The 24,223-nt window shown below is 34.5% G+C and carries 33 protein-coding genes and 2 pseudogenes; 5 read left to right on the top strand and 30 right to left on the bottom strand.

The window, feature by feature from the left end:
* Positions 1-96: 96 nt before the first annotated feature.
* The 25 genes and pseudogenes from infA to ACVBED_RS07485 form a co-directional block, all read right to left on the bottom strand.
* Complete coding sequence (infA, locus tag ACVBED_RS07605; RefSeq protein WP_090079658.1) at positions 97-312, bottom strand: translation initiation factor IF-1; 216 nt, start codon at positions 310-312, stop codon at positions 97-99.
* Positions 313-1,698 (bottom strand): preprotein translocase subunit SecY, encoded by a 1,386-nt coding sequence (gene secY, locus ACVBED_RS07600; protein WP_473094799.1) that lies wholly within the window; start codon positions 1,696-1,698, stop codon positions 313-315. It lies immediately after the preceding gene.
* Between the two features lie 8 nt (positions 1,699-1,706).
* On the bottom strand, positions 1,707-2,153 hold the full coding sequence (gene rplO, locus ACVBED_RS07595; RefSeq protein ID WP_473094798.1) for a 50S ribosomal protein L15: 447 nt from the start codon (positions 2,151-2,153) through the stop codon (positions 1,707-1,709).
* Between the two features lie 104 nt (positions 2,154-2,257).
* Positions 2,258-2,419, bottom strand: a pseudogene (gene rpmD / locus ACVBED_RS07590) (50S ribosomal protein L30); the annotation flags it as partial.
* 28 nt (positions 2,420-2,447) lie between these two features.
* A pseudogene (rpsE, locus tag ACVBED_RS07585) lies at positions 2,448-2,974 on the bottom strand (30S ribosomal protein S5).
* A gap of 12 nt (positions 2,975-2,986) precedes the next feature.
* Complete coding sequence (gene rplR, locus ACVBED_RS07580; RefSeq protein WP_447121269.1) at positions 2,987-3,340, bottom strand: 50S ribosomal protein L18; 354 nt, start codon at positions 3,338-3,340, stop codon at positions 2,987-2,989.
* An 11-nt stretch (positions 3,341-3,351) separates the two neighbouring features.
* Positions 3,352-3,897, bottom strand: coding sequence for a 50S ribosomal protein L6 (gene rplF / locus ACVBED_RS07575; protein WP_447121268.1), 546 nt, complete (start codon positions 3,895-3,897; stop codon positions 3,352-3,354).
* A 17-nt stretch (positions 3,898-3,914) separates the two neighbouring features.
* Positions 3,915-4,313 (bottom strand): 30S ribosomal protein S8, encoded by a 399-nt coding sequence (gene rpsH / locus ACVBED_RS07570; RefSeq protein ID WP_447121267.1) that lies wholly within the window; start codon positions 4,311-4,313, stop codon positions 3,915-3,917.
* An 87-nt stretch (positions 4,314-4,400) separates the two neighbouring features.
* Entirely contained in the window at positions 4,401-4,670 is a 270-nt protein-coding gene (rpsN, locus tag ACVBED_RS07565; protein WP_090079666.1) for a 30S ribosomal protein S14, read from the bottom strand.
* A gap of 3 nt (positions 4,671-4,673) precedes the next feature.
* Positions 4,674-5,225 carry a 50S ribosomal protein L5 gene (gene rplE / locus ACVBED_RS07560; protein WP_447121266.1) on the bottom strand — a complete coding sequence of 184 codons (552 nt, stop codon included), beginning with the start codon at positions 5,223-5,225 and terminating at the stop codon, positions 4,674-4,676.
* Between the two features lie 11 nt (positions 5,226-5,236).
* On the bottom strand, positions 5,237-5,566 hold the full coding sequence (gene rplX, locus ACVBED_RS07555) for a 50S ribosomal protein L24 (RefSeq protein ID WP_090079668.1): 330 nt from the start codon (positions 5,564-5,566) through the stop codon (positions 5,237-5,239).
* An 18-nt stretch (positions 5,567-5,584) separates the two neighbouring features.
* The gene (gene rplN, locus ACVBED_RS07550; protein WP_090079669.1) at positions 5,585-5,953 is read right to left on the bottom strand and encodes a 50S ribosomal protein L14; all 369 of its coding nucleotides are present in this window, start codon (positions 5,951-5,953) and stop codon (positions 5,585-5,587) included.
* Positions 5,953-6,210 (bottom strand): 30S ribosomal protein S17, encoded by a 258-nt coding sequence (gene rpsQ, locus ACVBED_RS07545; RefSeq protein WP_447121534.1) that lies wholly within the window; start codon positions 6,208-6,210, stop codon positions 5,953-5,955. The genes rplN and rpsQ overlap by 1 nt, the downstream gene beginning before the upstream one ends.
* Before the next feature lie 11 nt (positions 6,211-6,221).
* Positions 6,222-6,410, bottom strand: a complete 189-nt coding sequence (rpmC, locus tag ACVBED_RS07540) for a 50S ribosomal protein L29 (protein WP_447121265.1) — start codon at positions 6,408-6,410, stop codon at positions 6,222-6,224.
* 11 nt (positions 6,411-6,421) lie between these two features.
* The gene (rplP, locus tag ACVBED_RS07535; protein WP_447121264.1) at positions 6,422-6,847 is read right to left on the bottom strand and encodes a 50S ribosomal protein L16; all 426 of its coding nucleotides are present in this window, start codon (positions 6,845-6,847) and stop codon (positions 6,422-6,424) included.
* A gap of 80 nt (positions 6,848-6,927) precedes the next feature.
* A complete protein-coding gene (rpsC, locus tag ACVBED_RS07530; protein ID WP_473094797.1) occupies positions 6,928-7,692 on the bottom strand; it encodes a 30S ribosomal protein S3 in 765 nt (254 codons plus the stop codon).
* A 7-nt stretch (positions 7,693-7,699) separates the two neighbouring features.
* Positions 7,700-8,104: a 50S ribosomal protein L22 gene (gene rplV / locus ACVBED_RS07525; RefSeq protein ID WP_447121263.1), complete on the bottom strand. Its 405-nt coding sequence runs from the start codon at positions 8,102-8,104 to the stop codon at positions 7,700-7,702.
* Positions 8,104-8,382: a 30S ribosomal protein S19 gene (gene rpsS / locus ACVBED_RS07520; RefSeq protein ID WP_090079675.1), complete on the bottom strand. Its 279-nt coding sequence runs from the start codon at positions 8,380-8,382 to the stop codon at positions 8,104-8,106. Before rpsS ends, rplV begins: the two co-directional genes overlap by 1 nt.
* Before the next feature lie 2 nt (positions 8,383-8,384).
* Entirely contained in the window at positions 8,385-9,206 is an 822-nt protein-coding gene (rplB, locus tag ACVBED_RS07515; RefSeq protein WP_473094796.1) for a 50S ribosomal protein L2, read from the bottom strand.
* A 13-nt stretch (positions 9,207-9,219) separates the two neighbouring features.
* A complete protein-coding gene (gene rplW / locus ACVBED_RS07510; RefSeq protein WP_090079677.1) occupies positions 9,220-9,510 on the bottom strand; it encodes a 50S ribosomal protein L23 in 291 nt (96 codons plus the stop codon).
* Positions 9,511-9,513: 3 nt separating this feature from the next.
* Positions 9,514-10,143: a 50S ribosomal protein L4 gene (gene rplD, locus ACVBED_RS07505; protein ID WP_473094795.1), complete on the bottom strand. Its 630-nt coding sequence runs from the start codon at positions 10,141-10,143 to the stop codon at positions 9,514-9,516.
* Positions 10,134-10,760 (bottom strand): 50S ribosomal protein L3, encoded by a 627-nt coding sequence (gene rplC, locus ACVBED_RS07500; protein WP_473094794.1) that lies wholly within the window; start codon positions 10,758-10,760, stop codon positions 10,134-10,136. The genes rplD and rplC overlap by 10 nt, the downstream gene beginning before the upstream one ends.
* A 227-nt stretch (positions 10,761-10,987) precedes the next feature.
* Positions 10,988-11,758, bottom strand: coding sequence for a GLPGLI family protein (locus ACVBED_RS07495; protein ID WP_447121261.1), 771 nt, complete (start codon positions 11,756-11,758; stop codon positions 10,988-10,990).
* Positions 11,746-12,483, bottom strand: a complete 738-nt coding sequence (locus tag ACVBED_RS07490) for a GLPGLI family protein (RefSeq protein ID WP_473094793.1) — start codon at positions 12,481-12,483, stop codon at positions 11,746-11,748. Before ACVBED_RS07490 ends, ACVBED_RS07495 begins: the two co-directional genes overlap by 13 nt.
* Positions 12,452-12,817 carry a hypothetical protein gene (locus ACVBED_RS07485; RefSeq protein ID WP_473094792.1) on the bottom strand — a complete coding sequence of 122 codons (366 nt, stop codon included), beginning with the start codon at positions 12,815-12,817 and terminating at the stop codon, positions 12,452-12,454. The genes ACVBED_RS07490 and ACVBED_RS07485 overlap by 32 nt, the downstream gene beginning before the upstream one ends.
* Before the next feature lie 148 nt (positions 12,818-12,965).
* Between ACVBED_RS07485 and ACVBED_RS07480 the strand changes: the two genes are divergently transcribed.
* The 4 genes from ACVBED_RS07480 to ACVBED_RS07465 all read left to right on the top strand — a co-directional run bounded on the left by ACVBED_RS07480 (position 12,966) and on the right by ACVBED_RS07465 (position 15,901).
* Positions 12,966-13,937 (top strand): hypothetical protein, encoded by a 972-nt coding sequence (locus ACVBED_RS07480; RefSeq protein WP_473094791.1) that lies wholly within the window; start codon positions 12,966-12,968, stop codon positions 13,935-13,937.
* A 705-nt stretch (positions 13,938-14,642) separates the two neighbouring features.
* Positions 14,643-15,386, top strand: coding sequence for a hypothetical protein (locus ACVBED_RS07475; protein ID WP_447121257.1), 744 nt, complete (start codon positions 14,643-14,645; stop codon positions 15,384-15,386).
* 19 nt (positions 15,387-15,405) lie between these two features.
* The gene (locus ACVBED_RS07470; RefSeq protein ID WP_447121256.1) at positions 15,406-15,627 is read left to right on the top strand and encodes a hypothetical protein; all 222 of its coding nucleotides are present in this window, start codon (positions 15,406-15,408) and stop codon (positions 15,625-15,627) included.
* Complete coding sequence (locus tag ACVBED_RS07465; RefSeq protein ID WP_447121255.1) at positions 15,596-15,901, top strand: hypothetical protein; 306 nt, start codon at positions 15,596-15,598, stop codon at positions 15,899-15,901. Before ACVBED_RS07470 ends, ACVBED_RS07465 begins: the two co-directional genes overlap by 32 nt.
* Positions 15,902-16,063: 162 nt before the next feature.
* On the opposite strand, the gene ACVBED_RS07460 is transcribed toward ACVBED_RS07465, so the two are convergent.
* From ACVBED_RS07460 to rpsL, 5 genes are all read right to left on the bottom strand, one after another.
* Positions 16,064-18,295: a zinc-dependent metalloprotease gene (locus tag ACVBED_RS07460; RefSeq protein ID WP_447121254.1), complete on the bottom strand. Its 2,232-nt coding sequence runs from the start codon at positions 18,293-18,295 to the stop codon at positions 16,064-16,066.
* A 569-nt stretch (positions 18,296-18,864) separates the two neighbouring features.
* On the bottom strand, positions 18,865-19,170 hold the full coding sequence (gene rpsJ / locus ACVBED_RS07455; protein ID WP_090079689.1) for a 30S ribosomal protein S10: 306 nt from the start codon (positions 19,168-19,170) through the stop codon (positions 18,865-18,867).
* A gap of 18 nt (positions 19,171-19,188) precedes the next feature.
* A complete protein-coding gene (fusA, locus tag ACVBED_RS07450) occupies positions 19,189-21,306 on the bottom strand; it encodes an elongation factor G (protein ID WP_447121253.1) in 2,118 nt (705 codons plus the stop codon).
* A gap of 4 nt (positions 21,307-21,310) precedes the next feature.
* Positions 21,311-21,787: a 30S ribosomal protein S7 gene (gene rpsG, locus ACVBED_RS07445; RefSeq protein WP_473094790.1), complete on the bottom strand. Its 477-nt coding sequence runs from the start codon at positions 21,785-21,787 to the stop codon at positions 21,311-21,313.
* Between the two features lie 22 nt (positions 21,788-21,809).
* Positions 21,810-22,223 carry a 30S ribosomal protein S12 gene (rpsL, locus tag ACVBED_RS07440; protein WP_447121252.1) on the bottom strand — a complete coding sequence of 138 codons (414 nt, stop codon included), beginning with the start codon at positions 22,221-22,223 and terminating at the stop codon, positions 21,810-21,812.
* A gap of 215 nt (positions 22,224-22,438) precedes the next feature.
* On the opposite strand from rpsL, the gene ACVBED_RS07435 reads away from it, so the two are divergent.
* Positions 22,439-24,076, top strand: coding sequence for a leucine-rich repeat domain-containing protein (locus ACVBED_RS07435; RefSeq protein ID WP_473094789.1), 1,638 nt, complete (start codon positions 22,439-22,441; stop codon positions 24,074-24,076).
* The last annotated feature ends 147 nt before the right edge of the window (positions 24,077-24,223 follow it).

Genomic DNA, 24,223 nt, shown 5'->3' with positions numbered 1-24,223 from the left:
TAAATGAGATCTTACGGCTTCATTCCCATTTTGTTTAAATTTTCAAACAGACTTAAGTTTGTTTGCTTTTATAATAAGTTTCAGCGGATGCTAAAATTAATATCTGAATGTAATTCTACCTTTGGATAAATCATAAGGGGAAAGCTCTAAACGAACTTTATCACCAGGTAGAAGCTTTATGTAATGCATTCTCATCTTGCCAGAAATATGCGCAATTAAAATATGCCCATTTTCTAACTCTACACGGAACTGTGCATTTGAGAGTGCTTCGGTAATTAAACCGTCTTGCTCAATATGTTTCTGTTTTGCCATTTATATATTATTAGACGTTCTTGACAATTTTGATTGCATCAAGCCGTCATAATGATGATTTAATAGATAAGTATTAATTTGCTGTACAGTATCTAAAACCACCCCAACCATAATCAAAAGTGAGGTACCGCCGAAGAATAGAGCGAATCTATCTGTCGAAACTAAGGTGCCGTGCACTATTGCGGGAAGGATTGCAAAAATAGCTAAAAATATTGAACCTGGCAAAGTTATTTTTGACAAAATACTATCCAAATAATCTGAAGTTTCTTTACCAGGTCTAACCTTTGGAACTAGACCACCATTTCTTTTTAAATCATCTGCCATTTGATTAACAGGAATTGTAATTGCTGTATAAAAAAATGTAAATATGACAATTAATAATGCAAATAATAAATTATACTGCCAAGAAAATACATTTTTAAATCCGGCTAAAAAAGTATTACTTTGGTCAATTCCGGTTAGTAAACCTGGAACAAACATTAAAGCCTGTGCAAATATAATTGGCATTACACCTGCAGCATTAACTTTTAAAGGAATCCATTGTCTTGCGCCTTCCATTAAATTTCTATTTACGCCACCTCTTGCCTGAGCTCTGCTTACATATTGAATAGGAATTTTCCGAACTGCTACGGATAAGATAATTGCTAGTAAAATTACGACCAGCCAGAAGATCACTTCTATTAAAATCATAATAGCACCAGAACCACCTGTACCAGTTTTTGTGGTAAACTCTTGAATGAAAGAAGAAGGAAGATCAGCTAGGATTCCCACCATAATTAAAATAGAAATACCATTTCCGATACCTTTATCCGTAATCTTTTCACCCAGCCACATGGCAAAAATAGTACCTGCTAACAAGTATAACAACACTGATGAAAATAAGAACATTATTGAATTTGGATCTACAAAATAAGCAGAACCGAATTGCTGATAGGGTAAAAAAACCTTTGTGATACTGGTAAGATAAGAGGGTGCTTGCACTAAACAAACCCCAATTGTTAACCATCTCGTTATTTGGTTTAAAGTATTTCTACCACTTTCGCCATCTTTTTGTAATTTCTGCAAATAAGGAATAGCCATTCCCATCAACTGTACAATAATAGAAGCGGAAATGTAGGGCATAATTCCTAATGCCATTACAGACGCGCGGCTAAATGCACCACCAGTAAAAGAAGAAAGCAAACCTAAAAGACCTGCGCCCTGTTTGCTACCACCCTGACTTTGATATTTATCTAAAAGGCTACCTACTTCCGCCATGTTAATAGCTGGCAGAGAAATATAAGAAGCGAATCTATACACTAGAATTAAACCTAAGGTAAGAAGAATTTTATCTCTTAACTCTTTAAGACTCCAGATGTTTTTAAATGTTTGTATAAATTCTTTCATTGTAAATATTATAGAATAACTGCTTTACCTCCAGCCTTAGAAATTGCTTCTTCGGCAGATTTTGTGAATTTATGAGCAGAAATTGAAACACCAGTTTTCAATTCACCTCTTCCCATAATCTTTACGATTTCACTTTTTTTAGCTAAGCCATGCTCCACCAATACATCTTGAGTAATCTCAGTGATATTTTTGGTATCTGCTAAGATCTGAAGTGTATCAATATTGATAGCTCTGTATTCTTTTCTGTTGATATTGGTAAAACCAAATTTTGGTAATCTTCTTTGAATTGGCATCTGCCCACCTTCAAAACCGATTTTTCTGGAGTAACCAGATCTTGATTTTTGACCTTTATGACCTTTTGCAGAAGTACCACCTTTTCCACTTCCTTGACCACGGCCAATTCTTTTAGAGTTGTGAGTTGCACCACTTGCTGGTCTAATAGTATTTAAATTCATGATTATAGATGTTATATGAGAGGTTAGAAATTAGAGTTGAAAATAAATTATATCCGAAAATTAATTTAAAATCTGGGTTCTAACTTCTAACGTCTTATTTAAAATTATTTAGTTACTTCTAATAGGTGACTAACTGCTGCAACCATCCCTAAGATAGCTGGAGAATCATCATGTTCTACTACTTGGTGAAGTCTTTTTAAGCCTAATGCTTCAAGCGTTCTCTTTTGAGTCTTGGTTCTACCAATAGCGCTTCTTACTTGTTTTACTAATTATTTAGCCATAGTTTCCTTGATATTAACCGTTAAAAACTTTATCTAAAGAAACACCTCTTTGTTTTGCAATTGTCTCAGCGCTTTCTAATTTGTAATAAAGCTTCGAAAGTTGCCTTTACAACGTTGTGAGGGTTGGAAGAACCTTGAGATTTCGAAAGAATATCGTGAATCCCTGACTGATTCTAAGAACTGAACGAACAGCACCACCAGCAATAACACCTGTACCTGCAGAGGCGGGAATTAAAAATATATGCGCACCGCCGAATCTTGCCTTCGTGTTTGTGAGGAACTGATTATTTATTACCGGAATTTTTACTAAATTTTTCTTAGCATCTTCTACTGCTTTTGCAATAGCTGAAGAAACGTCTTTAGATTTACCTAGATCCGAATCCGATGACTACCATTATCATTCCCAACTACCACGATAGCTGAAAAACCGAATGCTCTACCACCTTTAGTTACTTTAGTAACTCTATTAACTGAAACCAAACGATCTGCTAATTCTAGGCCTCCTGGTTTTACTCTTTCTATATTGTCAAATCCTAACATAATTCTTTAATTTTAAAATTTCAAACCACCTTCTCTTGCACCGTCTGCTAAAGCTTTCACTCTACCGTGGTACACGAAACCATTTCTATCAAATACTATTTTTTCTATACCTGCAGCTTTTGCTTTTTCAGCAATTTTTTTACCAACAGCGGCAGAAATTTCTGTCTTTGTACCTTTAGCGTCTACCCCCTTCTCTCTTGAAGAAGCGGAAGCTAAAGTTTTACCATCTAAGTCGTCTACTAACTGTGCGTAGATTTCTTTATTACTTTTATAAACAGAAAGTCTTGGTAAAGACGCAGATCCTGAAATCTTACCTCTTACTCTACTTTTAATTCTGTTTCTTTTTTGAGTTTTTGTTAATGACATTTCTTTAAATTTTATGCAGATTTACCGGCTTTTCTTCTTACTATCTCACCTACGAATCTTACACCTTTTCCTTTATATGGCTCAGGCTTTCTGAAAGATCTGATCTTTGCAGCAACCATTCCTAAAAGTTGGTTATCATAAGAATTTAAAGTAATGATCGGGTTTTTCCCTTTCTCAGTCAATGTTTCTACGCTTACCTCCGAAGGAAGATTCAGCACGATACCGTGTGAAAAGCCTAAAGACAGATCTAAACGGTTACCCGTACTAGCTGCTCTATAACCTACACCTACCAATTCTAACTTTTTAGTGAAACCCTCGGCAGTCCCAATAATCATATTATTTATTAACGCTCTGTAAAGACCGTGTAATGCTTTGTGTGACTTAGATTCTGAAGGACGGCTCATTGTAATGACACCATCTTCCTGACCTAAAGTAATACCTTCCGTAAGAGTCTGATGAAGTTCTCCTTTGGGACCTTTAACTGTTACTACGTCATCTTTAACGCTAACTGTAACACCGGCAGGAATTTTTATAATGGATTTACCAATTCTAGACATTTCTTCCTTTTTTACAATTAATAAACATAGCAAATTACTTCACCACCTAATTTTTCTTTGCGGGCTTTTTTGTCCGTCATCAAACCATGGGAGGTAGAGATGATCGCAACACCAAGACCGTTCAATACTCTAGGAAGATCTTGCGATCCCTTGTATTGTCTAAGACCAGGTCTTGAAGCTCTCTGAATAGACTTAATAGTCCCTTTAGTTGTTTGCTTGTCATATTTAAGAGCGATTTTGATATTCCCCTGAACAGCGCTTTCTTCAAACTTGTAGTTTAAGATATAACCTTGTTCAAATAGGATTTTCGTAATCTCCTTCTTAATTTTCGATGCAGGAATATCCACCACTTTGTGGCCTGCGCTTTGTGCGTTCCTTACTCTAGTTAGGAAATCTGAAATTGGATCTGTTACCATTTCTTCATTTTAAATTATTGGTTTATGATGAGCAGTATTTAAAAGGATGATCCTTAAAAACTTTCTCACCTCGATTTTTCTAAATTATTACCAACTGGCTTTTTTCACTCCTGGGATAAGACCTTTGTTAGCCATTTCTCTAAATGTTACTCTAGATAAGCCGAAAGTTCTCATATATCCTCTTGGTCTTCCAGTTAATTTACATCTGTTGTGTAATCTTACTGGTGAAGCATCTTTTGGTAATTTTTGAAGTCCTTCAAAATCACCTGCTGCTTTTAGAGCTTTTCTTTTTTCAGCATATTTTGCTACAGTAGCCTCTCTTTTGCGCTCACGCGCTTTCATTGATTCTTTTGCCATTTCTTAGTTCTTTTTAAAAGGTAATCCGAAATGAGCAAGTAACGATTTTGCTTCTTTATCGGTTTTAGCTGAAGTTACAAAAGTAATATCCATACCTTGTATTTTCTTTACTTTATCAATTGCAATCTCTGGGAAAATGATTTGCTCAGTAATACCAAGATTATAGTTTCCTCTACCATCAAAACCATCGGCTTTAATACCAGAAAAATCTCTAATACGTGGTAAAGCAGAAGAAGTCAATCTATCTAAAAACTCATACATTTTATGTGCTCTTAGCGTCACTCTTGCCCCAACTGGCATCCCTTTTCTTAATTTGAAAGCAGCTTCATCTTTCTTAGAGATTGTACCTACCGCTTTTTGACCTGTGATCTGTGTCATTTCATCTACAGCGTAATCTACAATTTTCTTGTCTGCAGTTGCTTCTCCCAAACCTTGGGAAAGACAGATTTTAAGTAATTTAGGAACTTCCATTATGGATTTGTACCCAAATTCTTCCATCATTGCAGGAACAATTTTTTCGTTATAGTTTAGCTTCGGTCTTGCTATATATTCCATCTTCTTAATTATTATAAAGTGTTACCAGATGATTTTGAAATTCTTACTTTCTTGTCACCATCCATCTTGTAACCTACTTTAGTTCCTTTATTATCTTTAGGATCGATTAGCATTACATTGGAAATATGTACAGAAGCTTCTTTTTCAACAATTCCTCCTTGTGGATTTCCAGCAGAAGGTTTTGTGTGTCTTTTCACGATATTTAAACCGGCAACAATTACTCTAGCGTCTTTGTTTTCTTTTCTAATCACTTCAATAACCTCACCTGTTTTACCTTTGATTTCTTTTCTTCCGGTAGTGATGATTACGTTATCGCCTCTTTTGATTTTTAACTTTGTCATTTTTTTTAAATTTAAAATTTATAAAACCTCCGGGGCTAATGAAATGATTTTCATATATTCTTTGTCACGTAATTCTCTAGCAACTGGGCCGAAAACACGTGTTCCTCTCATTTCTCCTGTTGTATTAAGAAGTACACAAGCATTATCATCAAATTTGATGTAAGATCCGTCTTTTCTTCTTACCGCTTTTTTAGTACGAATAACAACAGCTTTAGAAACCTGTCCTTTTTTTGCAGTTCCTGAGGGTGAAGAATCTTTAATTGTTACTACAATTTTGTCACCTACGGAAGCATATCTTCTTCTGGTACCACCCAGAACTCTGATCACCAATACTTCTTTTGCACCGGTATTATCAGCTACTTTTAATCTTGATTCTGTTTGTAACATTATTTAGCTTTTTCAATGATTCTTACTAATCTCCATCTCTTACTTTTGCTCAAAGGTCTTGTCTCAATAATCTCTACTGTATCACCTTCGTTGCACTCATTATTTTCATCATGAGCCGTATATTTCTTCGTTTTTAAAACGTATTTCCCGTACATTGGGTGCTTTACTCTGGTTGTTTCACTTACAACAATGGTCTTTTCCATTTTATTGCTGGAAACTACTCCTATTCTTTCTTTTCTTAAATTTCTATCCATGATAAAATGAAATTCTATTGTTGTTTGATTGTTAACTCAGTTTCTAGTCTCGCGATTGTTCTTCTCAAATCTTTTATTTGAATTGGGTTTTCAACAGGACTGATCGCGTGCGTTATTTTAAGTTTATTAAAATCTGCTTTTAATTCAGTCAATTTATTTTGAATATCCCCTGCGCTTAAATTTTTGATGTCAGCTTTTTTCATTTCTATTAAGATTATTGAGGTTTAACAAAATCATTCGCTACTACAAATCTAGTAGTTATTGGAAGTTTCTGAGCGGCAAGACGCAATGCTTCTTTAGCCACGTCATAAGGAACACCTCCTACTTCGAACATTATTTTACCAGGTTTCACTACAGATACCCAATATTCCACTGCACCTTTACCTTTACCCATCCTTACTTCGGCTGGCTTTTTAGTAATTGGCTTATCTGGAAATATTTTGATCCAAAGTTGACCCTCTCTTTTCATATATCTTGTTGCAGCAATACGCGCTGCTTCAATTTGTCTTGCAGTAACCCAAGCGCCGTCATTAGCTTTGATGCCAAATGTTCCATAAGCAAGTTGATTCCCTCTTTGGGCAATCCCCTTCATTTTCATCTTATGAACTTTTCGGAACTTGGTTCTTTTTGGTTGTAACATAATTTAAATTTTAGATTGAATTTTAGATTAGAATTTTAAAAAAGTAACGGTCGTTTAAAATTGTGGCCTAAAATTTTTAATTATTTTCTATCTCTTGATGGTCTTCTATCACGATCACCTCCACGATTATCTCTATCGCCTCGGTTGTCTCTATCTCCACGGTTTCCTCCGCTTGCTGGTCCTTTTTTCTGCTGACCAACTAATGGCGTAAGATCTCTCTTACCGTAAACCTCTCCTTTCATGATCCATACTTTCACACCTAACTTCCCGTAAGTAGTATTGGCTTCAGCAATGTGATAATCGATATCTGCTCTAAATGTAGATAAAGGAATTCTACCTTCTTTAAAGTTCTCAGATCTTGCCATTTCCGCACCGTTCAATCTGCCGGAAATCTGTACTTTAATACCCTCTGCACCCATTCTCATAGTACTTGCAATTGACATTTTGACAGCTCTTCTATAAGAAATTCTATTTTCAATTTGTTTTGCAATACTATCAGCAACTAAAACTGCGTCAAGTTCTGGTCTTTTGATCTCAAAAATATTAATTTGAATATCTTTTCCAGTTAATTTTTTTAATTCTTCTTTCAATTTATCTACTTCAGAACCACCTTTCCCGATAATTAAACCTGGTCTTGCAGTAGTAATAGTAACTGTAACAAGTTTCAATGTTCTTTCAATATAAATCTTAGAGATTCCACCTTTAGACAATCTTGCCTCTAGGTATCTTCTGATTTTATAATCTTCTGCGAGTCTATCTCCATAATCTTTTCCACCATACCAGTTAGAATCCCATCCTTTAATGATTCCTAATCTATTGCCAATTGGATTTGTTTTCTGTCCCATAACTAGATTATTGATTTACTGTTTTATCACCTAAAATCAAGGTAATGTGGTTAGATCTCTTTCTGATTCTGTGTCCTCTACCTTGTGGTGCAGGTCGTAATCTTTTCAATTGTCTTGCGCTATCAACCATAATTTCTTTCACGATCAAGTTTGCTTCTTCAATATCTTGTCCTTCGTTCTTAGATTGCCAGTTAGCCATCGCAGAAAGTAATACTTTTTCTAATTTAATAGAAGCACCTTTTTTGGAAAATTTAAGAATAGATAATGCTCTATCTACTTCTACTCCTCTGATTATATCCGCAACTAAACGCATTTTCCTTGGAGAAGAAGGGCAATCATTATATAAAGATTTTGCCACATCTTGATTTGCTATTTTACGTGCTAACGCACTTTCTCTTTTTCTTGATCCCATTATCTGCTTCCTTTATTTTTGTTACCACCATGACCTCTAAAAGATCTAGTAGGTGAGAATTCTCCTAATTTATGACCAACCATATTTTCAGTAACATAAACAGGGATAAAAGATTTCCCGTTGTGAACTGCAAAAGTTTGACCTACAAAGTCTGGAGATATCATAGATGCTCGAGACCAAGTTTTTATAACCGTCTTTTTATTAGACTCTTTGTTTGCTTCGACCTTATTTACTAATGTATAGTGAATGAATGGTCCTTTTTTAAGTGATCTAGACATAATTATTTTCTTTTAGATAAAATGTGACGGTTAGACGCTTTATTTTTAGTTCTAGTTTTGTAACCTTTAGCAGGCATACCGTTTCTAGATCTTGGGTGTCCACCAGAAGATTTACCTTCACCACCACCCATTGGGTGATCTACAGGATTCATTACTACCGGTCTTGTTCTAGGTCTTATACCTAACCATCTGCTTCTACCTGCTTTACCAGATACTGTCAACTGATGATCACCATTAGACACTGAACCAACCATTGCGATACATTCTACCAAAATCATTCTAGATTCACCAGAAGGTAATTTTACGATAGCATATTTTCCATCTCTGGAAGTAAGTTGCGCAGATGAACCCGCACTTCTCGCCATAATAGCACCTTGACCTGGTCTTAATTCAATACAAGAAATTGTTGTTCCCAAAGGAATATTTTTCAATTTCATAGCGTTCCCCACTTCTGGTTCCACTGTTTCTCCTGAAACTACTTTTTGATCTACTTTAATACCGTGTGGAGCGATGATGTATCTCTTCTCTCCGTCAGCATATTCTAAAAGTGCGATAAATGCAGTTCTGTTTGGATCATATTCTACAGATTTTACCGTCGCTTCAACGTCAAATTTATTTCTTTTGAAGTCGATAATTCTGTATTTCTTTTTATGTCCACCTCCGGTGTAACGCATGGTCATTTTACCAGTATTGTTACGACCACCTGATTTACTTAGACCAACTGTTAGAGATTTCTCTGGTTTGTTGGTAGTAATTTCCTCAAAGTTGTTTACAACTCTGAATCTCTGTCCCGGGGTGATAGGTTTTAATTTTCTAACAGACATTACAATTGTTTATTTAGTTAGTTGCAAAAATGTCAATAACTTCTCCTCCTGCAAGGGAAACTACTGCTTTTTTCAATTTGTTGGTTTTCCCAACCTGAAGTCCTTTTTTAGTGTTTTTTGAAGAAACTTTTGGTGCATAAATCATAGTGCGCACGTCAGTTACTTTTACACCGTACATTGCTTCTACTGCTTTTCTAATTTGGATTTTATTCGCCTTAGGTTGTACTAAAAACGAATAAGCACCTCTTAAATCTTGCAAGTAGTTCGCTTTTTCCGAAATAATTGGTTTAATGATAATCGACATGATTTATTTCTTTAAGTTTTCTTGAAATTTCTCTATTGCACCTTCTAAGAAAATTACTTCACCAGCGTGAACAATATCGTAAGAACTAATTTCATTATAGTTCATCACTTTTGTTTTTGGTAAATTTCTAGAAGACAAATACACATTTTTATTGGCTTCAGGAAGAATAAATAATGCTTTTTTACCAGTTAATTCTAAAGCTGCAAGCAACTTGATAAAATCTTTGGTTTTTGGTGCATCAAAAGATAAATCTTCTAAAACTGTAATGCTGTTGTCTCTCATTTTCTGAGAAAGGACTGATTTTTTAGCTAATCTTTTTAGCGCTTTATTCAGTTTAAATCTATAATCTCTTGGTTTTGGACCGAAAATACGACCACCACCTCTAAAGATTGGAGATTTAATATCACCGTATCTCGCAGATCCTGAACCCTTTTGTTTCTTAAGTTTCTTGGTAGATCCTGTAATTTCACTTCTCTCTTTAGACTTGCTTGTCCCTTGTCGCTGAGCGGCAAGATATTGCTTCACTTCTAAGTAAACCGCGTGTTGGTTTGGCTCAATACCGAAAACGGAATCATCAAACGTTACTTTTCTTCCGGTTTCTTTTCCTGATGTATTTAATACTACTAATTCCATTTTCTAATAATTACATAAGAATTTTTTGCTCCCGGAATCGCGCCTTTTACTACTAAAAGATTTTGCTCTTCGTCTACTTTTAACACTTGAAGGTTTTGAACGGTAACTTTGTCACCACCCATTCTTCCTGCCATTCTCATTCCTTTAAATACTCTTGAAGGATCGGAACCTGCACCGATGGAACCTGGAGCTCTCAATCTATTGTGCTGTCCATGAGTGGCCTGCATTACTCCCGCAAAGTTGTGTCTTTTTACAACCCCTTGGAAACCCTTACCTTTTGAAGTTCCCGTAACATCTACGAATTCACCTTCTTTAAAAAGGTTCACTTTCACTTCATCTCCTACGCTTAAAGTTTTTACGAACTCATGATAGAATTCTACTAACTTAGCTTTTGGAGTAGAACCAGCCTTTTTAAAATGGCCGATTAACGCTTTACCAACGTTCTTTTCACTCTTGTCATCGAAACCTAGTTGTGCACTAACGTACCCATCTTTTTCTTTGGTTCTGACCTGTAAAACCGAGCAAGGACCTGCTTGAATAACGGTACACGGCATATTTTTGCCGTTTGCGTCAAACAAAGAAGTCATCCCGATCTTTTTTCCAATAATACCTGACATTATTTTTATATATCTATTTATATTCTGGTTGTCTAACTTAAGTTTCAGTAATTTCTAGGTTTGAAATAGGCACACTTCTTCCTTAAATTGAGTGTGCAAATGTAAGAATATATTTTTAATTGACAATGATGCAATTAAAAATAATTGTAAAATTCCGAAATAAAAAAATCTCAAACTAATTGAGATTTATAATTTGGAAAATATATTGAATAATAAAGAGTAATTTGTTATCTGACCCAAATATCATCCTTTTCAACTGGGTTATTGTGAGACTTCATCCAATCCCAAAATTTCTGGTTAAATTCTGCGCCAGACGTTACAATTGCAGTACCATTAAATGTGGCGGAAGAAGACAAGCCCGTTTGCTTTTCTCGTGCGTAGACCAGCATTGAAGGGTCTTTTACCAGGTTTTCTTTGAATTTTATCTCATTAGCTATCGTGCCAAATGAAGTCGCCTCTGGAAGATCAATTTCAAGATTATTTTTTTCGATAATTGTTGCTATAAATCTATATTCAGCATCGTCTGAGCCAATCTCCAAAATCAAACCAGGCAAACCGCAGAATTTATAGGGGCCGTCTTGTATAGGTAAAGACACTGCATACCAAGCTTTCCATTGTCGATCGCCAAAATTTACTGTCGCACTGTTACAAAGTATTCCCAATATTTCTTTCTTATCCAATGATAATTCCCATTTAAAATTTGAAAAAAGATTTTGTTTATAATCCCCATGCTGAATAATTTCAAATTCAATGATATTATTTGTCTTATAGTTTTTAAAAATTGAACTATTATACTCGCCATAAGGCTCCTCAAAATTAAAAAACGACTCGCCTTTCTGCGTGTTGATTTGCAGATTGTAGCGTTCTGTTATCGTAGCAGTATCGCCTATCTTGGGTTGAAACCTAACATCAAAACCCACCTTGTAGTTCTGTGCAAAAGGTAACTCACAAAATAGTGCTAAGAATATCAGAAGTATTGCTTTTTTTATTGTTCCCATTCAAACGTTTTTTCTAATCCATTACGTTCTAAAATCAAAGCATTATCATTTGGATTGCGTTCTAATTCTCTTTTTTTTTCTAATGAAAGGCCATACCGCAATTCTGGAAACTCGTGATAAGATAAAATTTCGCCCTTATAACTACTGAAAGGATTTTCTATTTTTTCTTTAACATTATTAATTATTTCCAACTCCCACTTAAAAAGGTTTTCTCTATCCGCAATTTCGTACAAAAGACCTGGCGTATTTATAAATTTCCATGGGCCAACGCTTACTTTGATCTTGGAATTGTACCAAGCAATGTAATGCCTACCACGGAAGTCTGTCTCCGCTTTATTTAAAATTAAGCCATCTCGCAGTTTAGTTTCTGCACTTGTTTTCCAAGTCATACTATACCTATCTTCAAAAACGTAATCCTTCTCTTTAACCGTATAAACCCGCTCAGAAATTATATTTCCACCTTTAGGTGTGTAAAAAAGAACATATTGCGAGCTACCTTTAGAAGAAAATGTGTTTTGCTGGGCTTTTACCTGCTTATCAATACCAAAAATGACGTTATAATATTTTTCCGCAGATAGAGTATCTAAATTGAGCACGGCAGGAAATTTATACCATTGATTTGCATATTTATTGAAAACACTGTACCGATAGTTAATCTGAAATCCTTGGGCGCCCAATTGCACACAAAAAAAGCTAAGTATAAAAAAGTGAATATTTGTTTTCATTGCTGTAAAAATATAAAATTGCCCGTTTGAATGGGCAATATTTTAAGATTATTTTAAAAGTTGCTGCACTAGCCTGCGGCAATAGCAGCTGCCAAGGCCTCTTCTTGCTTCTTTTGGCAAGCCTCTGCGCTTGCCTCAGTACTTGTGTGATCATACACGCTACAGTGGTATGAACCGTGTTTTCTTCGTTATTTCTAATAACGATTACACGACAATTACCCGGCGGTACTTTTTGAAAAATAGCGCTGCTGCTCTTGGAAACACTACCATTAGACTCTTTCGCACCCATAACGCCAGCAACTCCAAAAGCCGCTAATAATAAAACTTTTTTCATAATACATTGTTTTTGTTGGTTAATGTATTACGAATCTAAAACTAAAACTATGCAAGTTATTTTTAAACTTTAACTAAATATTCGGAATTTGTAATTAATCTAAATAATTCAATAAAGCGACTTTACCTTAATTTTAATAAATTTGAAAATGAAAATTTTGCTTCTTCTGTTTTGTCTAATAATTTTGAGCGCTTGCGGAAAATTAACTTCGCATGATCATACTTTTTACTACTGGCGAACCAACTTAAGTTTAAATAAAGAAGAAAAAACTGCGCTCGTTAATTCTAAAGTTCCCCTTCTTTACACACGCTTTTTTGATATTGATAAAATTGACGGAAAATTTCAGCCGGTTGGTGTTATTACGAAAGACGCGAGTTTTATAACCAATAAAAAAATTGTGCCCGTTGTTTTTATTAAAAATGAAGTTTTATATGATATTAAAGGGGAAGAAATCAATTTTTTAGCGAAAAGTATTTTTAACTTAATTATTAGAAAAAGCAAAGAGCTGCAACTCACTTTATCTGATGAAATACAGATAGACTGTGACTGGACCGGTGGAACAAACGAAGAATATTTTAAATTACTCGAAACGCTAAAGAAAATTTCCCATAGAAAAATCACCTGCACTTTAAGATTGCACCAAGTAAAAGACAAAGGTTTAATTGGTATTCCGCCCGTTGATAAAGTTTATCTCATGTGTTACGCGACTTCTTCTCCTTTAGATAATTCGACAAAAAATTCAATTTTGGATATCCCTACTTTAAAAAATTATCTTGCGAGACTAAGTCATTATCCTTTACATATGGACATTGCGTTGCCAATCTATTCCTGGGGAATCCTCACCAATCATTTGGGAAATCATAAATTGATCAATACTTTATCATCAGAAGCCCTAGAAAAAAATGATAATTTTAAGAAAATATCTCTGAATAATTTTGAAGTTTTAAAAGATGATTTCTACTTCGGTATGTATTTAAGCAAAGGTTTTAAAATAAAAATTGAAACGATCACCCAAAAAGATCTGGATGAAACTTTAGCTTTTATAAATGAAAAAATCACATTTTACAATATTATATACTATCAACTAGACAGTCGCTTTATAAAAAATTACAAACTATGAAAAAAAATTAATTTTAGTCGTAATTTTAATTTTATATGGTGAATCCAAAGCCTGTTCCTGGTCAGATCCAGATTTTGACTATTTTAATCTTTTTACGCAAGATTTAATTCAAAATAAAACTTACACACCATTTTTAGTTACCTATTCAGAAGCATTTTACGGAAGCAAAACTTCGCAAATCCCAGATGAGAATATTGAGGCTTGGCAAAATTTCTTTAAAAATAAACTCACATATGAAGAGACCCAAGCCCTTGTTACAAAAATTGACCTAAAACATTTAGATAATTTAAAAGCGGGGAAACTTACAAACGATCTCTTTAAAAAATTAGGAAAAGATTTTTACACCAAAAACAAAGAAGCTTTAGATTATTTAATAGAAGCGAAATATCTGGAACCTTACATGAGAATTAATTTTGTTGAAAATTAGGATTCATTTTATCAGACCGAAGCAAGTAATTCAAAAAACACCACACAACTTAATTATTCTAAAACCATCGCGGCACTTAAAAGTTATATTCTGCAGCAAAAAATCTAGAAATAAAATTACGTTACACTTACCAAATTGTAAGGTATAATCATTACACAAGACATTATAAAGAAGCAGTTTCGGCATTTAAAACTTATGCAGAACCTTTAAAAAAAGATACGCCAATTTATTATTACACTTTAGACCAAAAAGCCGGCGCAGAGAGAGGTTTGAAACAGATGAATGCCGCAAACTGGGATTTCTTTCAGATTTTCATTCATTCTAAAAATAGAAAAGAAAGTGCTTTCACATCTATGAAACTTAGCAATAACAGCAATTTTCAATCATTATTATCCAAAGCAGAAACGTCTGAAGAAAAAAATATGGCTTGCTTTCTTCTGGCTTATTCCACTTACAGCAATCCGGTTCCTTTAATGGAAAAAATGCTGGCAAATAATGCAGATTCTGATATTTTAAAAGTTCTGGTTGCGCGTTCCATTAATGAACCGGGACGTTCTTATCTACCAGTTTACATTAATTGTGATGATCCAAATTGTAAGATGAAAGACAAACGACTACCAATTTTCACTTCTACTTATGACATGGGCGACGGGAAAAGTATGGATTTCATAAAAGAAATAAATTCATTTAGCACAAAAACCCGCGTAAAATCTGATGACGTTTATTGGCAAATGACGGACGCTTATGTGAAATTTTTAAACAGAGATTATTCTAAGAGTCAAGAAATTTTAAGTAAAATAAAAACTACTGACCTGCAATATTTAGCAGAAATAAAAAAAATGAAAATGCTGAATGATATTGTTTCGCAACCGAAAATTGACACCGTATTTGAAAATAAAATGATGCAGAATTATACGGAATTTTTTAATAAACCGATCAAGAAAAATAATTCAGATTATGATTATGCTGACAAAAGATTTCTTGCAGGATATTCTTGCGAACCGTTATTTTCTCCAAGGTGAGGATGCAAAATCTTTTTTAATGAACAACCAACTGTCAGATCTACAATATAATCCAAATCCTAAACTGGTGCGGAAAGTAGAAGCTTTTTATCGTAAAGAAAATAAAAATAGTTTCGAAAAATATATTGCATTAAACTTAAATAATGTGGGTGACACAGAATCTTTCTTTAATGAGATTTATGGAGATTTTGCAATGAGGCAAGCTGATTTTGAAACGGCAAAAAACATTTTCCTTAAATAAAAATAAAGAAGAAAAGGCAGAACTTTTATTTCAGATTGCAAGTGCAGAACAGGGGAAATATTACCAATTTGAGAAGGCGAACAAAAAAGAAATCAAATACGAAGACAAAGAATACCAAGCTGAATCTGACGCAGAACAAGCGCGATTGGATAACATTAAAAACACAAAATTTCGCACATCTTTCGCAATTTTGAAGAAGGACTATTATAATACAAAAACAGTACAAGATTTAAAAAGCAGTTGTCTTTACTTTAATTTTTACATGCGTAAATAAAAATTATGGAAATAAGTTTAATAAAATTTCTTCTAAATCCAATTTTACAGGGAGAGATTATAAATAAGCTTAACAGAAAAAGTAAAATTTTCTTTATGAAAATTTAAAAAAGCCTCTCCATGTTAATGAAAAAGCTTTTCTATTTAGCTTACTGCATTTAATCTATTCTTTTATAAATTTAGATGTTAATGTTTTACCGGCATTATTTAGCGAAATAACATAGACTCCTTTTGATAAACTAGAAACCTTAATTTCACCGTTGTTTAAATTTCCTTTTAAGACTACTCTTCCTGTGATGTCATAAATAATGTACCCAGATTTTACAGAAGCATTTCTTACAAAAAGAATATCTTTTGCGGGATTTGGATAGATTTGAAATTTATTTTTTTCTAATTCACTTGTTGCCAAATTTGCAGTTAAAGTAATTTTATTTACTGCATAAAAGACATTACCAATTGCAGAAACTCTTACATATGGGGTAGAAGCTCCTAATGTAATTGGAAAAGTTACACTAGCAGAACCATTGTTTGCAGTAGTTGCAACAAGAACATTCCAAGTGGCTCCAGCATCATTAGTGTAATCTATTTTTACATTCGTTACATTATAAGGTAAAACATTTGTTCCAGAAACCACCCAAGTTAATGTAACTGGTGAACCTGCAACTCCAGTTTTTGCCGCAACTGTAAATGCAGGTGTATTACCAACAATGATTTTCTGAGTAGCATATGCAGTTTGAGCTTGTCCGCCAGAAACATTATCACGGACAGTTATGCGGAAATTGGTAGTTCTTGCAACAGGTGAAGCGGCCTCCCAATCAGTAGTATTTCTAAGTGAGCCACTGAGAACTGTGGATAATTTTGGGAAATATCGTGTGGGATTCGTGGTTGGTAACAAAGATCTAAAACTAGCTCCTGTATCTGCACTTTTGCCAAAATTTGTTTGCGTAGTAAAGGTCGCACCTGTTGTAGCAGGATCTACCTGCTCCCAACAATATGTAAGTGGATTATTTTCTGGATCCGTCGCACTAGCTGTTAATACAAATGCTGTGTCTAAAGGAATGTTGTAAACCTTTGTTAAGGCTGGAACAATTGGTCCATTATTAGCAATCGGTGTATCCGCAGCAACCCCAGGAATACTTAAAAAAGCAGCTTGCACCTGATCGATACTTACCGTGTGAAAATAGGGATCTGAATGAGGCTGAACATCCGAAGCAATACCTGTTACACCAGCATACGCCATTATCGTTGAACCAGATCCAGGTTCTACTTCTACACCAGTACCTTCTACCCTGCTGAAAGTATGATTGTCTCCTAACTGATGACCCATTTCATGTGCTACAAAATCAATGTCAAAACTATCATTTGAAGCCGTACCAGAACCTGGTGAAGTAATTCCACTTCCTTTGTAATTATTAGGCAATATATATGCGTAGCCACAACCGCCATCAGCCGCAGTATATGATGTAGTCGAAACATCGTTACTACCAATACAACCAATACAACCAGCGTTACCGCCGCCACCGCTTGCACCGAACAAATGACCAATATCAAAATTCGCATCTGTAACCCCATAAGTACCGCCATGCAGGGTATTCAATAACTCATTATTCCATTTACACATCCTGTTAGCTGGACTATAAGGATCTGTTGACGCATCTGTAAATATTAAATTAGGGGCATTTATAATATTCAAGTGGGTATTAAATTCTTGTTCAAAAACGCCATTTACACGAGTCATTGTTGCATTCATCTGTGTTAAAGCACCCGCAGTCCCACCAAATGAAACAGTGTATTCACCAGTTACAGAAAGTGCTAAACGAAGTGTATGGAATGTTTTATTACTGGATTTTTCAATCTGTGCCTGATCCATCATTTTTTGGATTCGTGCCTGACTTGCAGGATTTTCTTTTGTATTACAAACAAAACCGCCTTGCTTAATACTTTTGCTGTGCAAAGAGTAAACAGATTTGTCGGTTGAAGATGGTTCTATAAATTCATATTTATCACCACTAATCATCATGGATTGAAAATCATTTGGTGCTACGCTGAATCTCACATATTTTGTCGGATCATCAACACCTTTCCCAACATAAGAACCCAAACTGTACTTCGCTTCTAAAGCTTCATCCATAACTGGATAACTATAAACAGCAAATTTTTCGATCCTGCCTTCTGCAGTTGGCATTTCAATAATTACGGACTGCGCATTTTTACCCACTTTACTGGAAGTGATGAGTCTCGTACGGATTTTATTTAGATCAAGCTTATAATAACCGTAATTATCGCTTTTCTTTGCGAAAACGCTTGGTGCGTTCGTTTTGGTCCATTGTGCATTAGCACTCAGCGAAAAAAATGTTATAAACGCAATTGCTAGAGGTGTAAATTTTTTAATCATCTACTATTTTTAAGTCAACAAAAATAAAACATTTTTAAATATTTATGGTTAAAAAATTAAAAATTATTTTAAATATGATATTTTAACTACTGTAAATTTCATTGTCATTCTAAAACCAAATTATCTATCTTTTTCTATTTTCAAACTTACTATCGACGGCTATCATTGTAAGCATGATCGTAAAATTTCACATCTTCCGGATTAATGTCTAAAACCATATTTGCATTTTCGTATTTTTCCACAGTAGAATCTGTTTTAAACTGATATTCATAGATAAAACGGTGGGTTTGCGCGGAAAATAAAAATGCAGGAAAATAAAAATTATTTTTTTCATTAAATAAATTTTATTTAAAAGTAATAATTTAATTTTTAAAAAGGTAAAAACTGTGAATCTTTCGCAACCCGACCTGAGTGGAAATCCTTTTATTTTTTTTGAAAAAAAATAAAAGATTAGGAACGGAGGGCGGAAATAGTTGCCAAAAAAAATCCCCAATCTTGCGAAAGGGGATTTCTTTATAATAAGTTTTGATTTTTTGCCTCTTATCCGCCGAGGCGAAAAGCAAATTACATTATACTTTAATTTCTACGTCAACTCCTGAAGGAAGTTCTAATTTCATTAATGCATCTACAGTTTTTGAAGAAGATGAATAGATATCCATCAATCTTTTGTGTGCAGACAATTGAAATTGCTCTCTTGCTTTTTTGTTAACGTGCGGAGATTTCAACACTGTGAAAATTCTCTTGTTAGTAGGCAACGGAATTGGTCCATTTACTACTGCACCTGTAGCTTTTACAGTTCTTACGATTTTCTCAGCAGATTTATCTACTAAATTGTAATCATAAGATTTTAATTTTATTCTGATTCTTTGTGACATTTTAATTTAATTTAGAGATTAACCTTTTGCTTTAGCGATTACATCAATTGCAACGTTTTGTGGTGCTGCTTCATATTTTTCAAATTCCATGGAAGAGGTTGCTCTACCAGAAGAAAGTGTTCTCAATGAAGTTACATAACCAAACATTTCAGATAAAGGTACGAAAGCTTTAATGATTTTCGCGTTGTTTCTATCGTCCATACCGTTTACAGTTCCCCTTCTTCTGTTAAGGTCACCTACGATATCTCCCATATATTCCTCTGGCGTTACCACTTCAAGTTTCATTATTGGTTCCATAATTACTGGTTTCGCAGCGCGTCCAGCTTCACGGAAGCCCATTTTTGCAGCCAATTCAAAAGATAAAGCATCAGAATCCACCGGGTGGAAGGAACCATCTTTTAAAACAACTTTAAAACCTTCTACTTCAAATCCTGCTAAAGGACCGTTTTTCAAACATTCTTTAAATCCTTTTTCCACGGATGGAACAAATTCTTTAGGAATATTACCACCTTTAATCTCATTTACAAATTCCAAACCTGGTTTGCCATCTGTAGCTGGACCAATTGTGAAAACAATATCAGCAAATTTACCTCTACCACCAGATTGCTTTTTGTAAACTTCTCTGTGATTGGCTGTTTGCGTAAGATTTTCTTTATATTCAACTTGTGGCTGACCTTGGTTTACCTCAACTTTAAATTCTCTTCTCATACGATCAACAAGAATATCTAAGTGAAGTTCACCCATTCCTGAAATGATCGTTTGACCAGAAGCTTCGTCAGTTTTAACTTGGAAAGTAGGATCTTCTTCAGCTAATTTAGCCAAAGCATTACCCATTTTATCCTGATCTGCTTTAGTTTTCGGTTCTACCGCGATACCAATAACTGGATCCGGAAAGTTCATAGATTCTAAAACGATTGGGAATTTCTCATCACAAAGTGTGTCACCCGTTTTGATAGATTTAAATCCAACTGCTGCACCAATATCACCTGCCTCGATATAATCGATTGGGTTTTGTTTATTAGCGTGCATCTGATAAATTCTGGAAATTCTTTCTTTGTTGTCAGAACGTGTATTTAAAACGTAAGAACCAGCGTCAAGTCTTCCTGAATAAGCTCTAAAAAATGCTAATCTTCCTACGAAAGGATCGGTTGCAATTTTAAATGCTAATGCTGCGAACGGCTCAGTAACACTTGGTTTTCTTGTAACTTCTTGGTCAGTATCTGGATTAATTCCTACAATATCGTCTTTATCCATCGGAGAAGGAAGATATTTACAAACTGCATCCAACATGAACTGAACACCTTTATTTTTAAATGAAGATCCACAAGTCATTGGGATAATAGATAAATCAATCGTTGCTTTTCTCAAAGCTTCATTAATTTCCTCTTCAGTAATAGAGTCTGGATCTTCGAAGAATTTCTCCATCAAAGTATCATCATAATCTGCAACAGCCTCAACTAATTTTTCTCTGTATTCCAGAACTTCTGCTTTCATGTCTTCAGGAATTGGCACTATTTCATAAGTGGCACCTTGTCCTTCTTCATCCCAAACAATCGCTCTGTTTTTAATTAAATCTACAACACCTTTAAAAGTTTCTTCAGCGCCGATTGGTAAAACGATAGGAACTGCATTAGAACCTAACATTTCTTTCACTTGCTTCACTACATTTAAGAAATCTGCACCTTGACGGTCCATTTTATTCACGAAGCCCATTCTGGCTACTTTGTAGTTATCAGCTAATCTCCAGTTAGTCTCAGATTGTGGCTCCACACCGTCAACTGCTGAAAATAAAAATACCAAACCGTCTAAAACTCTTAATGATCTGTTTACCTCTACCGTAAAATCTACGTGTCCAGGAGTATCAATAATATTAAAGTGATAAGGCATCGTCTCAGGTAATTTTTTACCCTGAGTTGTGGGGAAATTCCATTCACAAGTAGTTGCAGCAGAAGTAATTGTAATACCTCTTTCTGCCTCTTGCTCCATCCAATCCATTGTAGAAGCACCATCGTGCACCTCTCCAATCTTATGAGTTTTACCTGTATAGAATAAAATCCTCTCCGTAGTGGTAGTTTTACCGGCATCAATGTGTGCAGCAATACCTATATTACGTGTATATCTTAGGTCTCTACTCATTTAATTAAAATCTAAAGTGTGAAAATGCTTTATTCGCTTCAGCCATTTTATGAGTGTCTGTTTTCTTTTTAACAGCCGCACCTTCTTCTTTTGCAGCAGCAATGATCTCTGCAGCTAATTTATTAGCCATAGATTTATCATTTCTTGCAGTAGAATATTTTATTAACCATTTCATAGCCATAGAAATTTTTCTATCAGCTCTAATCGGCATAGGAATTTGGAAGTTAGCACCACCTACTCTCTTTGATCGCACCTCTACATGAGGCATTACATTTGTAAGGGCATCTTTCCAAATCTCCAAAGAAGTTTTTTCATTTTCTCCTTTTCTACTTTCTACGATTTCTAATGCATCGTAAAATATTTTAAATGCGATGGATTTTTTACCGTCAAACATTAAATTATTCACAAATCTTGTTACCAACTGATCATTAAATTTTGGATCTGGTAACAACGGTCTTTTTTTAGCTTTTGTCTTTCTCATTGTTTCTGTACCTTATTAATGATTATTTTTTCTTGCCTTTAGCCGGAGCAGCTGCTACCGCGCCTGGTTTAGGTCTTTTAGCTCCGTACTTGGATCTTCTTTGTGTTCTTCCACTAACTCCTGCAGTGTCTAAAGCACCTCTCACAATGTGATATCTTACTCCCGGTAGGTCTTTCACCCTTCCGCCTCGTACCAATACTATCGAGTGCTCTTGGAGATTATGTCCTTCGCCCGGGATGTAGGCGTTAACTTCTTTCCCATTAGAAAGTCTTACACGCGCTACTTTACGTAGTGCAGAGTTAGGTTTCTTAGGAGTTGTGGTGTATACTCTCGTACAAACACCGCGTTTTTGTGGACAAGAATCCAAAGCAGCCGATTTGCTCTTCTTGGCAAGTGTGGCTCTTCCTTTTCTTACTAATTGTTGAATAGTAGGCATTTAATTGCTTTTTGTTTTAAATAATTCAGGGTGCAAAAGTAAGAAATTTATTTGATTGTACAATAACATACGTAACTTTTTATAAATCAGTATAAAAAAAAGTTTTTACTTCGCTGAAATTAAATATATTTGAACTCTAAATTAAAATTACGATTAAAGAAATTATTTTTAACATTTATTTCTAAATAATCATTGAAAATATCAAATTTATATCGTTGAAAAAAATTTTATTTTTTATCTTTTTTACTCAGTTTTTAACAGCACAGTATAGCATTTCTTCAGCTGAGAGAGACGCGTTAATTTCTATTTACCAAAGCACAAATGGCGTGAACTGGAGTCAATCTTGGGATTTAACAAAAGATCCACAAAACTGGTATGGCATTAAAATTAAAAATCACACTGTCTCTGAAATAAAATTGCAAGGCAATGCTTTATCTGGAAATTTTCCTGGCAATTTAGCTGCTTTTACGAATCTTCAGATTTTGGACCTTAGTAATAATAATCTTCTAGGTGAAGTTTCGCCAAGTATTGGAAGTTTATCTAACTTAACTACTTTAAGCATCAACGACAACAAACTGACTGGAGATCCTTCAGCTGCTCTCTCTTCACTTTCCGCACTTACAGAGTTTTCTATCGGCCATAATCTATTTACAATTTCAGATCTGGATTTATTGCTACAAAATTTTACACAATTAACAGTTTTAAATATTGCTGATCTTAGCTTGAAATCAGTACCACAAAAAGTATCGATTTCAAGCCATCTACAAGTTTTAGATCTGAGCGACAACCAGTTAAAAACTGGATTTAATTATCTTTCTAATTTAACCAACCTTACTGATTTAAATTTAGCTGGAAACCAACTAACCACTTTACCAACGCAACTTGGGGATTTGACACAACTTACCTCTTTGGATTTAAGCCGAAATCTATTAGCCACAAACTTCGAAATGTCTCTAAATAATTTAAAAAATCTTGAGTGGCTTTCCTTTGAAAATAATTTACTGCAAAATCTGCCTTCAAATATTGGCACATTTACGAATCTCGTCCATCTAAATTTAGGCAGAAATTTACTGTCAGCGAATTTTTCATCTCTTTTGAATCTAAAAAATCTGGAACAACTTTATTTAAATAACAATTTATTAAAAGACAGTTTTCCTTCCGATCTTTTGCAACTTTCAAAACTTCAAATGTTATCTTTAACGGGAAATCAGCTTTCTGGTGCGATCCCAACTAAACTTCCGGCGCTTACTTTTATCGATAACAACCGCTTTTCACTTACGGATGTTAAAATATTTTTAGAGACCAATCCGAAATTTATAGATTTTACCTACTCACCTCAAAGATACGACGATCCACAATCTATTTCCGGCGCTCTGGGTGACAATATTATTTTAAAACAGGCACTTTCCGGCGTTGACTATCAATTTACCTGGTTTAAAAATTTAAATAACAAAGAAGGCTCAACTTCTGAGAATTTCTATATTAATGGATTAAAGCAAGAAAATTATACGGATTACACCTGTGAAGCGTATTTCAGTAAAAATTACGCCAATTACTTTTTGGAGATTTCATTTTTTCGCGAACCAATTAAGGTTGAATCAAATTTAAATATCAAAGAAGTCGATAAAAATTTAAGTATTTACCCAAATCCAACTTCTGATATTTTATTCGTTCGCGCGGTAAATGAAAAAATTGAAAGCATTTCCGTTTACGATATGAGTGGCAAAGTTATTTTGAAAGATTCCAGCGCATCAAAATTGCGCGTTAATGTGCGTGCTTTTCCAACAGGAGCTTACGTTATTTTCTTAAAAACACCTACGAGTTCCAAAATTTTTAAATTTATTAAAAAGTAAATTTGCTTGTTTTAAATTGGCTAAAAAATTGCAATCCAGTTTCAAATTTTTCTTATCTTTCATTAAAATTTATCTTCCATGCCTTTAGTAAAGCTGAATTCGATTCTTGACAACGATTTCTACAAGATCACCATGCAAAATGCGGTA

It is taken from the genome of Halpernia sp. GG3 (assembly GCF_052976925.2).
This window is presented reverse-complemented; position numbering and strand designations above follow the sequence as displayed.

What these genes read in the sequence shown, in the direction of transcription:
- rplR (WP_447121269.1), bottom strand. Translation starts at nt 3,340, where the DNA reads ATGTCATTAACAAAAACTCAAAAAAGAAACAGAATTAAAAGTAGAGTA.
- rpsC (WP_473094797.1), bottom strand. Translation starts at nt 7,692, where the DNA reads ATGGGACAGAAAACAAATCCAATTGGCAATAGATTAGGAATCATTAAA.
- rplN (WP_090079669.1), bottom strand. Translation starts at nt 5,953, where the DNA reads ATGTTACAAACAGAATCAAGATTAAAAGTAGCTGATAATACCGGTGCA.
- rplO (WP_473094798.1), bottom strand. Translation starts at nt 2,153, where the DNA reads ATGAATTTAAATACTATTAGACCAGCAAGTGGTGCAACTCACAACTCT.
- secY (WP_473094799.1), bottom strand. Translation starts at nt 1,698, where the DNA reads ATGAAAGAATTTATACAAACATTTAAAAACATCTGGAGTCTTAAAGAG.
- rplW (WP_090079677.1), bottom strand. Translation starts at nt 9,510, where the DNA reads ATGTCGATTATCATTAAACCAATTATTTCGGAAAAAGCGAACTACTTG.
- rplB (WP_473094796.1), bottom strand. Translation starts at nt 9,206, where the DNA reads ATGTCTGTTAGAAAATTAAAACCTATCACCCCGGGACAGAGATTCAGA.
- rplP (WP_447121264.1), bottom strand. Translation starts at nt 6,847, where the DNA reads ATGTTACAACCAAAAAGAACCAAGTTCCGAAAAGTTCATAAGATGAAA.
- infA (WP_090079658.1), bottom strand. Translation starts at nt 312, where the DNA reads ATGGCAAAACAGAAACATATTGAGCAAGACGGTTTAATTACCGAAGCA.
- ACVBED_RS07480 (WP_473094791.1), top strand. Translation starts at nt 12,966, where the DNA reads ATGAAAATTTTGCTTCTTCTGTTTTGTCTAATAATTTTGAGCGCTTGC.
- rplV (WP_447121263.1), bottom strand. Translation starts at nt 8,104, where the DNA reads ATGGGATCAAGAAAAAGAGAAAGTGCGTTAGCACGTAAAATAGCAAAT.
- rpsG (WP_473094790.1), bottom strand. Translation starts at nt 21,787, where the DNA reads ATGAGAAAGACAAAAGCTAAAAAAAGACCGTTGTTACCAGATCCAAAA.
- ACVBED_RS07490 (WP_473094793.1), bottom strand. Translation starts at nt 12,483, where the DNA reads ATGAAAACAAATATTCACTTTTTTATACTTAGCTTTTTTTGTGTGCAA.
- rplE (WP_447121266.1), bottom strand. Translation starts at nt 5,225, where the DNA reads ATGGAATATATAGCAAGACCGAAGCTAAACTATAACGAAAAAATTGTT.
- ACVBED_RS07495 (WP_447121261.1), bottom strand. Translation starts at nt 11,758, where the DNA reads ATGGGAACAATAAAAAAAGCAATACTTCTGATATTCTTAGCACTATTT.
- rpsH (WP_447121267.1), bottom strand. Translation starts at nt 4,313, where the DNA reads ATGGTAACAGATCCAATTTCAGATTTCCTAACTAGAGTAAGGAACGCA.
- rpsJ (WP_090079689.1), bottom strand. Translation starts at nt 19,170, where the DNA reads ATGTCACAAAGAATCAGAATAAAATTAAAATCTTATGATTACAATTTA.
- rplD (WP_473094795.1), bottom strand. Translation starts at nt 10,143, where the DNA reads ATGGAATTAGTAGTATTAAATACATCAGGAAAAGAAACCGGAAGAAAA.
- rpmC (WP_447121265.1), bottom strand. Translation starts at nt 6,410, where the DNA reads ATGAAAAAAGCTGACATCAAAAATTTAAGCGCAGGGGATATTCAAAAT.
- rplX (WP_090079668.1), bottom strand. Translation starts at nt 5,566, where the DNA reads ATGACAAAGTTAAAAATCAAAAGAGGCGATAACGTAATCATCACTACC.
- fusA (WP_447121253.1), bottom strand. Translation starts at nt 21,306, where the DNA reads ATGAGTAGAGACCTAAGATATACACGTAATATAGGTATTGCTGCACAC.
- rplF (WP_447121268.1), bottom strand. Translation starts at nt 3,897, where the DNA reads ATGTCTAGAATTGGTAAATCCATTATAAAAATTCCTGCCGGTGTTACA.
- ACVBED_RS07460 (WP_447121254.1), bottom strand. Translation starts at nt 18,295, where the DNA reads ATGATTAAAAAATTTACACCTCTAGCAATTGCGTTTATAACATTTTTT.
- rplC (WP_473094794.1), bottom strand. Translation starts at nt 10,760, where the DNA reads ATGTCAGGTATTATTGGAAAAAAGATCGGGATGACTTCTTTGTTTGAC.
- rpsS (WP_090079675.1), bottom strand. Translation starts at nt 8,382, where the DNA reads ATGTCTAGATCACTTAAAAAAGGACCATTCATTCACTATACATTAGTA.
- rpsL (WP_447121252.1), bottom strand. Translation starts at nt 22,223, where the DNA reads ATGCCTACTATTCAACAATTAGTAAGAAAAGGAAGAGCCACACTTGCC.
- ACVBED_RS07475 (WP_447121257.1), top strand. Translation starts at nt 14,643, where the DNA reads ATGAATGCCGCAAACTGGGATTTCTTTCAGATTTTCATTCATTCTAAA.
- ACVBED_RS07485 (WP_473094792.1), bottom strand. Translation starts at nt 12,817, where the DNA reads ATGAAAAAAGTTTTATTATTAGCGGCTTTTGGAGTTGCTGGCGTTATG.
- rpsN (WP_090079666.1), bottom strand. Translation starts at nt 4,670, where the DNA reads ATGGCAAAAGAATCAATGAAAGCGCGTGAGCGCAAAAGAGAGGCTACT.
- ACVBED_RS07470 (WP_447121256.1), top strand. Translation starts at nt 15,406, where the DNA reads ATGAACAACCAACTGTCAGATCTACAATATAATCCAAATCCTAAACTG.